Annotated in this window: 9 protein-coding genes; 4 read left to right on the top strand and 5 right to left on the bottom strand. The window is 48.3% G+C overall.

Annotated features, from left to right (window positions below; translation table 11 throughout):
• Positions 1 to 85: 85 nt before the first annotated feature.
• Complete coding sequence (locus JJU34_RS15115) at positions 86 to 961, top strand: alpha/beta hydrolase (RefSeq protein ID WP_228693236.1); 876 nt, start codon at positions 86 to 88, stop codon at positions 959 to 961.
• A complete protein-coding gene (locus JJU34_RS15110) occupies positions 951 to 1,925 on the top strand; it encodes an alpha/beta hydrolase (RefSeq protein WP_228693235.1) in 975 nt (324 codons plus the stop codon). The genes JJU34_RS15115 and JJU34_RS15110 overlap by 11 nt, the downstream gene beginning before the upstream one ends.
• A 158-nt stretch (positions 1,926 to 2,083) precedes the next feature.
• Here JJU34_RS15110 and JJU34_RS15105 read toward each other — a convergent pair whose 3' ends face one another.
• The gene (locus JJU34_RS15105; protein ID WP_228693234.1) at positions 2,084 to 2,308 is read right to left on the bottom strand and encodes a CDGSH iron-sulfur domain-containing protein; all 225 of its coding nucleotides are present in this window, start codon (positions 2,306 to 2,308) and stop codon (positions 2,084 to 2,086) included.
• Positions 2,309 to 2,717: 409 nt separating this feature from the next.
• Between JJU34_RS15105 and JJU34_RS15100 the strand changes: the two genes are divergently transcribed.
• Together JJU34_RS15100 and JJU34_RS15095 are read left to right on the top strand one after the other, a co-directional pair.
• Positions 2,718 to 4,049 (top strand): GntP family permease, encoded by a 1,332-nt coding sequence (locus tag JJU34_RS15100; protein ID WP_228693233.1) that lies wholly within the window; start codon positions 2,718 to 2,720, stop codon positions 4,047 to 4,049.
• A gap of 197 nt (positions 4,050 to 4,246) precedes the next feature.
• Positions 4,247 to 8,032 (top strand): PAS domain S-box protein, encoded by a 3,786-nt coding sequence (locus JJU34_RS15095; protein WP_228693232.1) that lies wholly within the window; start codon positions 4,247 to 4,249, stop codon positions 8,030 to 8,032.
• Here the strand turns inward: JJU34_RS15095 and JJU34_RS21870 are convergent.
• The 4 genes from JJU34_RS21870 to JJU34_RS15080 all read right to left on the bottom strand — a co-directional run bounded on the left by JJU34_RS21870 (position 8,013) and on the right by JJU34_RS15080 (position 12,590).
• A complete protein-coding gene (locus tag JJU34_RS21870) occupies positions 8,013 to 8,060 on the bottom strand; it encodes a CRISPR-associated DxTHG motif protein (RefSeq protein WP_366512716.1) in 48 nt (15 codons plus the stop codon). The two genes, JJU34_RS15095 and JJU34_RS21870, sit on opposite strands and share 20 nt — an antisense overlap.
• A 68-nt stretch (positions 8,061 to 8,128) precedes the next feature.
• Positions 8,129 to 8,911: a glucose 1-dehydrogenase gene (locus JJU34_RS15090; protein ID WP_228693231.1), complete on the bottom strand. Its 783-nt coding sequence runs from the start codon at positions 8,909 to 8,911 to the stop codon at positions 8,129 to 8,131.
• A 49-nt stretch (positions 8,912 to 8,960) separates the two neighbouring features.
• Positions 8,961 to 10,025: a TIM barrel protein gene (locus JJU34_RS15085; RefSeq protein ID WP_228693230.1), complete on the bottom strand. Its 1,065-nt coding sequence runs from the start codon at positions 10,023 to 10,025 to the stop codon at positions 8,961 to 8,963.
• A 9-nt stretch (positions 10,026 to 10,034) separates the two neighbouring features.
• Entirely contained in the window at positions 10,035 to 12,590 is a 2,556-nt protein-coding gene (locus JJU34_RS15080; RefSeq protein ID WP_228693229.1) for a c-type cytochrome, read from the bottom strand.
• Between the last annotated feature and the right edge of the window lie 32 nt (positions 12,591 to 12,622).

Here is a 12,622-nt window from a genome sequence, read left to right as displayed (position 1 = left end):
CTTTACAGATACGTGAAGGTTCTGCTATTTTGAGATAGTACAAAGTCCTTTCAAATCCGTATTATTGCAAATAAACCAGTTTGTTATGCGCGTCTTTTTTGCTGTTTCCCTCTTCGCGGCTCTTGCAATAGGCGGATGCTCTTTTCGATCCATTCAGACTTATCCGGATATCACGTATATGGAGGAAGGGTTTTTGGGAGATTTACCAGAGAAAAGCCTCACGGTATACGCACCTAAAAAGCAGCGTGAGACCTATCCGGTATTTGTATTTATCCACGGAGGGAGCTGGCGATCAGGAAATAAGGAAAAGTATATTCCATTGGGAAAACGCTTCGCGAGAAAGGGTCTAGTGACGGTGGTAATCGACTATCCGTTGAGCCCTACCTACAAAGTACACGCTATGGGGAAGGCCTCAGCCAAGGCAGTGGATTGGGTGAATACCCATATAGCGGATTATGGCGGCGACCCTGAACGGATTTTTGTTTCGGGCCATTCTGCAGGGGGACATTTGGCCGCACTTATCAGTGTGCGGGATGAATACTTTGATTCGGTGGGTGTAGCGGAAAACCCCATTCGGGGAGCAGTGCTCATAGATCCGGCTGGGTTGGATATGTACAGCTATTTGGTGGAGGCAAATAACGCCCCGGGAACATCCCATAACCGATCCTTTACGGATGATCCTCAGGTTTGGAAGGATACTTCTCCCATGTACCATCTGCACGAGGACATGCCTCCCATGATGATTATGGTGGGAGGGCGAACGGAGCCCAGTATCCTGCATGGTTCGGACCGCTTTATGGAGGCTCATCAACCGTATGATCCGCTTCCCCGCTTTTACCTACAAAAGCGTAAAAAACACATTCCTATGATTCTTCAGTTTTTATATACACCCTCAAAAGCCTATCGGTGGGTTTTAAAATTTATCCTTGACACGTCTAACACTGATTCGCATGAAGCTTAATATGCTTTGGATAGCCCCGATTGGGGTTGTCTTACTAGTGGTAAGTTGTGTTTCTACACCCCGCGAAGGGCGTGATCTCAAGGCTCCCGGGGGGTATTGGAATGAAACAATGATGAAGCTTGCCTATGGCGTGGGAGCATTGCGCTTGATTGAACGTAATCCTGAGATTCCGGAGGAAATCGAGGTTTTTTCTGATAGAGTATACAAGACCATGGATAGCCTAGAGCTCGCCTTGGATGTGTATAGGCTGCGAGATCAGGGAGATGAGCGAAAGCCCACGCTGGTGTTTATTCACGGTGGGGCTTGGAAGACAGGAAAGCGCTCGGACTACCTTCCTTACCTGATTGATTATGCGAACAAAGGGTATGTAACGGCCACGGTATCCTACAGGCTTTCACGAGTGGCCAAGTTTCCGGCTGCTGTGAGGGATGTGAACTGTGCTGTCCGGTGGTTAAAAATCCATGCGGAGGAATTTGGGATTGATCCGGAGCGTATGGTCCTTATCGGAGGTTCGGCGGGAGGACATCTCTCCATGATGGTTGGTTACGCTGGTGAAGAGGAGCTTTTCCAGCCCGAGTGCGAAACAGACTCCGTAAGCAGTGAGGTGAGGGCAGTGATCAATCTCTACGGGCCCACAGATCTAACCACCGAGGAAGCGAGGGGGAGGGGAGAACCTATTTCCTTCCTTGGAGCCACCTACGAGGAACACCCTGAGCTGTACCAACAGGTATCGCCTCGGTTCTACATACGTCCCGGATTGCCACCCACGTTGATATTTCACGGAACGATCGATTCTGTTGTACCCGTCTCCCAAGCAGATTCGCTCGCACAGTGGTTGGCCGAGGCGGGGGTGCCGCATGATTACCACCGGCTCCATGGCTGGCCGCATACGATGGATCTTTCGGAAAAAGTCAATGCCTACTGCCAGTATTACATTGACCGTTTTTTGGAGGAACATTTGTGAAAATTTCCGACAGATTGCTCCGACTCTACCTCAAAGTTCGTCTGCTTACAGTCAATTGCGTAGGAATGATAAAGGATGTAGCTATCAATGTTTGAATCTATTCCTTCTAAAATAGCGCAGACATGTATCAAGCGATGCTTTTTAAGTTGTCATGTAGGCTACACTTTTTTAGGCGGCAGGTCAAAAGCCACGGCGTCATGTTCCAGCTGCCCGCGATGCGACCCGTCACAAAAAGGCTTGTTCTTGGAAAGTCCACAGCGGCAAAGGCCCAAAATTGTCCTCCCTTGCAAGCCGTAGGAATTTCCATTCGAATCGACTAATTCAAAATCCCCTTCCACTCTCAACGAGCCATTGGAGGTAACTGTAATTTTTGTAGCTGCCATGATTTTGGTTTAAGATACTTATTCCCCGGCAAGCTAGAAAAATCCTGATTTAGAAAAAATAGGGTTCTACGAAATATTTTTAGGTGATAATAGAGAAAGTGTTTAATTCGTAGCCACCAAACCGTTTTAGCCGTCCGATACAAATTAACGATGGTTTTGTTGATTTTCGGATAGTGCGACGTGTATATTTAAGTAATCCCAAGTAGCGATAGGCTCTATACGTGCTGTGAGAATCAACAAGTTATTGGAAATAGCAGACCTAAGCGGCAATACGGCCCGAATTCCGGCCCTGTTTTTTTTAATCCTACACGACGAGCCTCCCATGCTATTTGGACCGTGAAATACTGGAGGATATTTGGGGATTATTAGTATATTGTTTCCTGGAACCTGAAACCCAACCTAACCTGTCATGTCATTATTTCTATTTGTACTGTTGGCCTTAGCGCTGATTTTGACGGCCATTATCCGCTTTAAGATTCACCCTTTCCTTGCACTGTTCATTGGAGCAATCATTTACGGACTGATGACAGGGATGTCCACAGACTTAATTGTCAAATCAATCTCTGATGGATTTGGCGGGGTGTTGGGGAGGATCGGATTGCTTATTCTCTTTGGGGTGATCATTGGTACCTTTTTGGAAAAGACGGGCGGTGCATTTGTAATAGCCCAACAAGTGCTCAATTGGATCGGTAAGAAATTTGTGATGCTGGGCATGATGATTACCGGGTATATTCTATCCATTCCGGTTTTTGGCGACAGCGCATTTATCATGCTGAATCCCATCAACAAATCCCTATCCTTTAAGGGAAAACTTCCCTTTTTGGCAACCACCGTTGCGCTTACCTTGGGTATCACAGCTACGCACTCGTTGGTGCCGCCCACGCCAGGGCCCATTGCCGCCGCAGGTATTTTGGGAGCGGATCTGGGGATGATTATATTTTATGGATTGATTATTAGTGCGATCGGACTGGTGCCCTGTTATTTTTATTGCAAGTATTTTCTCTCAAGATACCACCTAGAGCCGGTATTTGCCCAAGTGGAGGGAGCGGAGTCCAAAAAGAAGTTTCCCAGCCTGGGGAAGTCCTTTATGCCTGTAATTATTCCACTTGCCTTGATTGTGTTGGCTTCCATCGCTGCATACCCCACGCGTCCGTTCGGCGAGGAGAATCTGTTCACCCAGTTTATTTTGTTTGCAGGCAATCCCATCATAGCATTGCTTATCGGTGTACTATTATCGTTTACGCTTCCAGCGAAATTCGATGTCCAATTGCTTTCCGCTTCGGGTTGGTTCGGTGAAGCGCTGTTGATTGCCGCACCTGTCATTTTGATTACCGGTGCAGGTGGCGTTTTTGGCAAGATGCTGGAGAATTCTGGTATTGCGGATCACGTGAGTGCGACATTGTTGAGTGGAAACTACAGTCTGCTGCTACCTTTTCTGATGGGTTTTTCGTTGAAGTCGGCACAGGGATCTTCTACCGTTGCATTGGTGACTTCTGCTTCGATTATGGTACCTTTGATGGCGACCATGGGTCTGGAAAGTGAGCAGATGAAAGTGCTTACCGTACTATCTATCGGAGCAGGCGCTATTGCGGTTTCTCACGCGAACGACAGTTTCTTCTGGGCGATGACGCAGCTTACCGGCATGGATATCAAAAAGGGCTATATTTCCCACAGTGTGGGTACGGTAATTCTGTCTTTTACTGCAATGGCTCTAATTTTGCTTATTGCAAACCTAACCTAGATAAAGTTTGGATGAACAGGTTTGTCTCCGTCGGATTATCGTTGACTTCAGAAAAATAAAATTCACCGATAGCGTATAGGTTGGACGGTAGAGATAGGAGCTACGCAGAGAGCGAAGCGAGTTTTCGGGAACGTAGATGAAAGCTCCTGTTCAAACCGTTTTTTCTAAAACGAGGAATGAATTCCTCGAGGTTTTGAATGACTATGGAAGAGAGCAAGCCAGATTATAGTAGCTTTTTTTATTTCAACCCGCTGCCTTCTTGGGTATATGAGTTGGACACTTTCCGGATTTTGGACGTTAACGAGGCGGCCATCGATCATTATGGCTATTCCCGCAGCGAGTTTTTGACTCTTACGCTAAAGGATATTCGTCCCCACGCCGAAATCCCCCAATTGGTAGCGGCACATGCTGGGGTACAGGAGCGACAGGGGAATATCTATTTTGGGGTATTTACCCACCAAAAAAAGACAGGGGACCACATCCGAATGAAGATCAATGGACATAAAGTGGATTATCTGGGCAAAGCGTGTATGATAGTGGTCTGTCAGGATGTGACTCTGGAAGAGGAACAGTTTAAAAAACTAGAGGAATCAGAAAAGGCTTTGCGGGAAAGTGAAGCTAGGTTCAGGACCATTTTTGAAATTGCTTCCCTAGGCATTGCTCAAGTAGATCCAGCTATAGGGAAAATCGTTTTGGTCAACACCTTTTACGAAACAATCACAGGCTATTCGAAAAAGGAGCTCATGGATATGAGTTTTGTAGCACTTACACATCCCGATGATAGGGAAAAGGACTGGGATAAATTCAGCAAAGCCATGCGTGGAGAGGTGGAATATCGAAACGAAAAGCGCTATGTTCGGAAGGATGGGAGCATCGTTTGGGTGCGTGTTCACTTAGCGTTTATTAGAGATGATGCAGGTAGACCGTATCGCACCGTTGCTATTTGCGAAAATATCAGCGAAAAGAAGGAGGAAGAACATCGATTGAAATTGCTGGAAAGCGTCATCACCAATACGCATGACGCGATACTAATCACAGAAGCAGAACCGTTTGATGAGCCAGGGCCGAAGATTGTATATGTAAATGAGGCTTTTACCAACATGACGGGTTATTCGGCTGAGGAAGCCATCGGGAGGTCTCCTAGGTTTCTTCAGGGCCCAAAATCTGACTGGGCTGAACTGGGAAGGCTCGGAAATGCACTACGAAACTGGGAGTCCTGTGAGATCACCACCATTAATTATAGAAAGAATGGCAGCGAGTTTTGGGTTAATTTGTCGATTTCACCGGTAGCCAATGAAAAGGGGTGGTTTACCCATTGGGTAGCCATACAAAGAGACATAAGCGAACAGAAACAAAAAGAAAGAGAGAAAGATCTGTTGGGAAAAGTAAGCCTAAACTTCTCTATTGAAACCAGTCTATCCAGTTCTCTCGCCGAGCTTTGCCATACGATCGCAGCGTATGGGGATTTTGACTGTGTAGAGCTTTGGCTTCCAAATATCGAGAAAACCGAAATTCGGTTAATGGCCCATCATGCTACTTCATCAAATGGATTGGAATTTTACAAGTACAGCGAGGGAATCACAACCTTTCATTTTAGTGAAGGGCTTCCTGGACGGGTGTGGCAGCAAAAAGCCACCGTGTTATGGGACAAGCTAGATGAAGCGGGGGACTTTGTCCGAAAGGAATCTGCCGATAGGGCCAATTTTCAGGCCGTTCTAGGGATTCCACTTTTTCATAACGACGAAGTAGTTGGGGTGTTGGTAGTTGCGTCTTGCCTTGACGTGAAATATTTACAAGGTTATATGGACTTGCTAAACCGATTTAAAGGGTTCATCGGTTCTGAAATCAACCGGAAGAAGCTGGAAAATGACCTGAGCCACTTATACCATGCCATCCCAGATATAATTTGTGTGGTAGATTTTCAAGGACGGTTTCTAAAAATCAACCAGGCAGGTTGTGAACTTTTGGGGTATTCAGAGAGCGAAATACTATTTAAATCCTTTGAGGAGTTTATTTTTCCGGATGACAGGGTGATTACCTCCAAAGAGCTAGCCAGTCAGATTCAGGGCAATGATACATTCTATTTTGAAAACCGATACCTCACAAAAACCGGTGAAATTTGTTGGTTGAGTTGGACCTGCAATACGAGTCCCGAAGAAGGATTGGTATATGCATCTGCAAAGAACATTACTAACGAGAAGCGACTCAGAGAGCTGAATCAATTGTCCTCAAAATTAGCAAAAGTAGGCAGTTGGGAAATCGATGTTGCCTCAGATAAACTGTTTTGGTCAAATACGTTGTACGAAATGCACGAAACCAAGCCGGAGGATTTTACCCCTGAATTAGAAAATGCTATTAGTTTATACAAGGAAGAATATAGAGAATTTGTACGAAATATTATTGCCAAGGCTATTGAAACAGGTGAACCGTTTGCTTTTGAAGCAGTGCTGGTGACTTTTGAGAACAACGAAAAGTGGGTTAGAGCGATCGGTGAGACCGAAATGGTAGATGGAAGATGTACACGCATTTATGGTAGTTTTCAGGATATCCATACCTCCAAATCTCTTGAAATTCAGATAAGGGAGATTTTGGGCAGTATCTCTGATGCATTTTATGCCCTTAATAGCAACTGGGAGTTTACCTATTTCAACAAGGAAGCGGAGAGGTTGCTCAGCCGACTGGAATCTGAAGTGATCGGTAAAAATATTTGGGAGGTATTCCCATCTATCGTTGGTACCCATTTGGAGGACGTATATTATCGAGTAGCAGCTACTGGTCAATCCGAGTCGATCGAATACTTAAGAAATAGAGATGGAAATTGGTATGAAATCAGCGCCTATCCCTTTAGTGGTGGTATTTCCGTTTACTTCAAAAATATCCACGAGCGCAAGCATTCCGTGGCGCAGTTAGAAAGCGCCTATTTGGAAAAAGAGCATATTTTGGAGCGCATAGGCGATGCGTTTTTTGCCTTGGACAAAGACTGGAAGGTGACCTATTGGAATAAGCGGGCGGAGGAAATCTTGGGCTTTCCAAGGGAGGATTTAGTGGGCTACAAGTTGTGGGAAAAATTTCCATTGGCGCAAGAGTTGGATTTCTTCAAGCAATACGAGCGGGCATTCGAAACCCAACAGCCAGTGCACTTTGAGGAATTCTACAAGCCAACCAATCAATGGTTTGAAGCCAATGGCTACCCCTCCCCGGAAGGGATTAGTGTATTCTTCCGGGATATAAGCGGCAAAAAAATAGCAGAAAGGAAGGTTTTGGAGCTTAATGAATCATTGAAGCAACATATTCGTAAGTTGGAACTCACTAACGAAGAATTGGAGCAGTTTGCTTTTGTTACCTCACACGATTTGCAGGAGCCCTTGCGTATGATTTCCAGCTTCATGGAGCAACTGAGAAAGCGGTACGGTGACCAATTGGATGAGAAAGCCCATCAGTATATCCAGTTTGCTACGGGTGGGGCAAAGCGGATGAGGACGATTATCCTCGATTTATTGGAATACTCCCGGGCAGGTAGATTTGCAGATCCGGTGGAACGGATAGTCCTCAAGGAACTACTTGACGACTATCAGCTATTGAGGAGGAAATTGATCGCAGAAAAGAAAGTTCAATTGTCGCTGTCGAAACTTCCTGTAGTGGAATGTTACAAGGCTCCGCTTACCCAAACCATTCATTGTCTGATGGATAATGCGATCAGATATTCCAGACCTGGAGTTTCCCCACGTGTGACCGTTGAAGCGGAAGAAAAGGGTGCTTATTGGAAGATCCGTGTCGCTGACAATGGGATTGGGATAGCACCTGAGAATTTCGAGAAGATATTTGTCGTGTTTCAACGTCTTCACCCTAATGAGAAATACGAGGGGACAGGTATAGGACTTTCGATAGCCAAAAAAAATGTGGAATCCTGGGGAGGAGAAATCTGGGTGGAATCTACCATAGGAATGGGATCCGTGTTTTATTTCACCATTCCCAAGCCATAGTCTGCACATAGTTGATACCATGGGTAATTTAAACGCTGTTTATGCTCCTTGGTATCGATTCCTTTCCAGGGATTATGCATTGATTTTGTCCATCGTTTATTTCGCCGTCCAACCTCCGTCTACGGTGACCATAGATCCCACCATGTAACTTGCGGCCTCACTGGCCAGAAATAGGGCTGCACCCTGAATTTCTTTTAGTTCCCCCCATCTTGCCAGAGCAGTAGCTCCTACGATGAAGCTTTTGGCTTCCTCGGTGTGGGCAATGGGCAGATTCATTTCCGTCAGGAATGGTCCCGGGCAGATGCCGTTTACGTTGATGCGGAAAGGAGCGAGTTCTAGACCCAACGCCCGCGTCATTTGCACGACGGCTCCTTTGCTGGACGTATACGGTGTGCGATTTGCCAAGCCAACCAGCCCCAGCGTGCTGGCGAGGTTGATGATCTTTCCGCTTTTTTGGGATTTCATGTAGGGTGTTACTGCCTTGCAACATAGCCAAGTGCCAGTGACGTTGATACGCATAACCTCGTCAAACTGCTCAAGGGTAAGTTCATCGATGGCCCCCCGAATATTGATGCCGGCACTGTTGATCAGAATATCAATCCGTCCAAAGGTGTTCATAGCCTCCTCGGCCATGGCCGCTGTTTGCGATTCGTCGGTTACATCCACAGAAAAAGAGCTGGCCTTTACGGTGTAATTTGCCGCTACCTGTTCGGCGGCTTTACGGCCTTCTTCGGCGTTTCGGTTGGCGATCAGGATATTTGCTCCGGCAGAAGCAAGCCCCTCGGCCATGGCTAAGCCCAAGCCTTTGGAGCCTCCGGTGATGATGGCTGTCTTTCCGGTGAGATCAAAGAGTTTTATACCGGGTAGTTTCTGGTTCATGGTTTTTTGGTTCTTGTTTTTTAGCTTGCTGCTACTTCCTAAAAGTAATTCATGTCATTCGGTATGCCAAAGAGCTTACCACATTTCTTTCTTCCAGAGCCAGTAGTTCCCGGGTAGCTAGGTGACTAACGCGCGGAAGCGGTTGGCGATGTTGCTCTACCATGGCCAAGATTCCTGCAAGCCTCGAGGCAGGTACCAGATCACCAAATGTGGACCAGTACTCTTCGGTGAGGCAAGGAATCACCAAGGGGTCTCGGGTAATCATTTCCAAGTTGAAAGTGACTTGGGGGTTGTAGCGTTTGCAGATTTTGGCAATTTTTTGAAGGTTAAGGATGCCTTTGCCCAAGGGAACCTCGGACATGCTAAACCCACTAGGGTGAAGGTCCACGGCCATGTCCTTGATATGGGTGCTGATCACGTAGGGTGCCAACAGATTGGTGGTATACAGTGGGTCTTCCATCAGCGCAATGCTGTTGCCAAAATCCAGGGTAACCCCCACCCACTCGGAATCCAGCGTATGTAATATGGCCTGCAACTCTTCGCTACGCCAGTCTTTGTGGTTTTCTACTGCTAGGCGCATGCGGTGTTTTTCTAGGATTGGTTCGGCAAGTTGCAGTGCTTTTAACCCTCTTGCTTGGAACGCTAGGAATTCTCCGTAGCTATGCAGGGATTCGTACCTCCTAGGGCCCAGGCTTACGCACCGGAGTACCGTTACGCCAGCTTCCTTCGCAATTTTCACCTCTTGATCGAATAGCCCTAGATCAGAGGCGTACTTGGGCAGAGCGACAGATCCTTCCAGATACATGCCCAATTGCTCACTTTCTGCCCGAAGCTGCTGGGCATATACGTTGGTCCAGCCCCTGATACCTGTTTGTATCCCACCAGCTCCGATTCGGTGGCAGTGTCGTAAGAGCTCCAAGGCGTCGTTGATCGGAGGATACTGCTCATCGATGGTCTTGGCTTGCCATCTGGCAGCGTAGGAATGCACCACTACACCGATGCGGCTAGTGGCGGCTAGGGCAGAAAGGAAGGGCAGTTGGGTTGCCAGAGCGCCTAGAGCTGCCAGTCGAATGAAGTTTCGCCGGTTGGTCGGCCTGTTTGCTGGATGGTTCATGCCTGTTTTTTAGGGAGAGGGGGGAGGTTCATTGTTGAGGTATTTGCGAAGTTCTTCGGCTGACCAGGGTAGGACCCGTCCCTGCGTGACGTTCCGGGCCGTTGCCACAAAACGTCTGTCTATGGCCCCGGCCTGATTGCCCCATTCGTTTCGGATATAGGTGAGAATAGCTGCCAGCGTTCCATCGTCCAGTCGGGTGTGTGCGGGCATGGAGGGGAGGATTTCTGGACTGTCATATAAGACACCGTTTACCTCGATCGGGCCTTCCATGCCGTGCAACACGATCAGGGAAAGTTGCTTTTCGTCGCCAATTACCCATTCGGAGGCAGCCAGCGGTGGCCCCATACGCCTAACCCCCGCTCCGTCGGAGCCATGACAACCTGCGCACGCACTTAGGTAGTGGGATCGGCCCTGTGTGAACAGTAAGAGGTCTTTTTCTGCCAGCAGCCCTACGTCGTCAGTAGTTAATGTGGGCATTGGGCGGTGCCCTGGCCAAGTGAAGAGGTGGTGCAGTGCGTCAGACTGATCGGGGCTTAGTAGTGGGCTTTTCTGAGATGCCCAAAAAGGTGTCTTCAAGAGTGGAATAGGAGCTGTAGAAGGTGTCCGGCCCAAAAGGGTTATGGCAGCCAAGGTGGGTTTAGCGGTCCACTTTCCGCTCTGAAGTAGTTGGGGAAGGATGTCTGTCAGTTTTTGGGCTTCATTGGAATCCCCGCGTCGGAGGATAGAAAGGGCGATCATTTCCACGAAAATCTCCCCATCTTGGTCGGAAGTCTGCCAATCGGGATGCGCGTTCAATGCAAGGTAGAAACCCAAAGCATCGTTGCCCAGGCTGCTTAGAGCAGCATCACGAAAGAGGGGTTCACCGCGGTGCTGACTTACGAGGTCCAAAAGGAGTTCCTGAGTTTGAACCGGCGAAAACCAATCGGCAGAAAGGCATATCTGCAGGGCAAGAACAGTGGCTTTGGTCTGTCTTAGGGGTTGTATCACTTTCCAAACCTTTGCATGTAGATCGGGTGTATTGACAAATTCGGAGATAATGAGACGCAAAGCTGTGGCTGCTAAATAGGGATTTTCCTCATCCAGAAATGTCAGAAGACTGTCCGGGTGGAGCGCATGTAGACCTTGCAGGGTCCAAAGGGCGTGAAGGCTTCCCCAGGAACCCCGGTGGCGTTGTGCGGTCTGCCAAAGCTGTGGATAGATCGTTGTATCCATCCGTTCCACCAATAGCCGCTGTGCCATGTCTCTGTGCCAGCCATCGGCATGTGCTAGGCGATTTATTAATTGTCCGCTGGTTTCGGCGGAAAGGTTCTCCGGTTTGTTGTCTTTCCAGCCTTTGGGCACAATCCGCCAAATTCTGCCCCGGTTGACAGGCAACACCAAATTTCGGTTAAGGGTAATTTCCTTGAGATAGGGTGAAATGTAAGCTCCGTGCTGTACCAATCCTCGGTACATATCAGCAACGTACAATGAGCCGTCGGGTCCGCTGCACAAGTTTACCGGCCGGAAGCGCTCATCCGTAGAGGCAAGAAATTCGGTGCCGGGATTGGGATCTATGGCCCGGAGGTTTATTCCCTCTTCGATTACTTGGTTTCGTTTGATTAGGTTGCCTGATGGTTCGCAGACAAACGCATTTCCGTTAAATGCCTCAGGCAACGCAGTACCTCGGTAATAGAACGGCGCACAGGCTGCGGTAAATTCTTGCAGTTTACCTTCTTCATCCAGTATGCCAGGGATGTATCCGCGATTAATAGCCAGATTTGGCCGGATGGGATAGATGCGTCGCTCCACCGTGAGTCCGTGGTCGATACCTGTAGTGGGTTGATGGTAGGGGTTGCGCTGTAGTAGGTTGGGAGGTACCAGATCCCCATGCAGTTGGGACCAGTTGTAGTTATAAATCAACCGGCCGAAGTTGTCCTGACTGATGCCCCATTGGCCTCGGAACTCGGTGCTGTCGCGTAGCCACTCATCGCCTTCCAAGCGATACCGAAAGGTCGATTTGGCATTGTAGTACCAGTTGTCCATGGCCCGCAGGAGCCCATTGGCCGCATGCTCGGGCAGGTGGCTTCCGGCATAATTCGGGTCGATGGCGGTTTTCACGTCCGCTTTCCAATCACCATCCAGATCTTCCGTCCACCACAGTGTGCCGTTTTCCACGACCAGTGCCCCGTTTTTTACCAAAGCCAAGGCCCTAGGCATGATCAGACTGTCCAGGTAGATGGTGCTGGTATCCATGGTGCCGTCTCCGTCCAGATCCTCAAGGATGTTTATCCTCCCCACCGGTTCCTGCTCGCCGATACCATCGATGTCGGGCATGAATCCGCGCATCTCCACCACCCACAAACGTCCGTCTACATCAAATTGAATGTGTACAGGGTCCTGCACGAGCGGTTCCGAAGCGACGAGTTGGATCTCAAGGCCATCGTGGAGGTGGAACGTTTTCAATTGGTCGGACGGAGTGAGGGCAGGGGAAGGACCGTGGGTTTCGGAGGTCCCAACAAAGAAAAACCATCCCGCCGAAAGGCACAGGATGCAGAATAAGGCTCCAAAAAAGACTATTTTTCGCAAGGGGTATTGGGTTGACTGTCAATCTGTTTAAA

It is taken from the genome of Lunatimonas sp., assembly GCF_020832325.1.
GTDB lineage: Bacteria > Bacteroidota > Bacteroidia > Cytophagales > Cyclobacteriaceae > Lunatimonas.
The sequence above is the reverse complement of the archived record's forward strand: the minus strand, read 5'-3'. Positions and strand labels throughout refer to the sequence as shown.

Coding starts and splice junctions, on each gene's coding strand:
- JJU34_RS15115 (WP_228693236.1), top strand. CDS start 86: ATGCGCGTCTTTTTTGCTGTTTCCCTCTTCGCGGCTCTTGCAATAGGC.
- JJU34_RS15110 (WP_228693235.1), top strand. CDS start 951: ATGAAGCTTAATATGCTTTGGATAGCCCCGATTGGGGTTGTCTTACTA.
- JJU34_RS15105 (WP_228693234.1), bottom strand. CDS start 2,308: ATGGCAGCTACAAAAATTACAGTTACCTCCAATGGCTCGTTGAGAGTG.
- JJU34_RS15100 (WP_228693233.1), top strand. CDS start 2,718: ATGTCATTATTTCTATTTGTACTGTTGGCCTTAGCGCTGATTTTGACG.
- JJU34_RS15095 (WP_228693232.1), top strand. CDS start 4,247: ATGACTATGGAAGAGAGCAAGCCAGATTATAGTAGCTTTTTTTATTTC.
- JJU34_RS15090 (WP_228693231.1), bottom strand. CDS start 8,911: ATGAACCAGAAACTACCCGGTATAAAACTCTTTGATCTCACCGGAAAG.
- JJU34_RS15085 (WP_228693230.1), bottom strand. CDS start 10,025: ATGAACCATCCAGCAAACAGGCCGACCAACCGGCGAAACTTCATTCGA.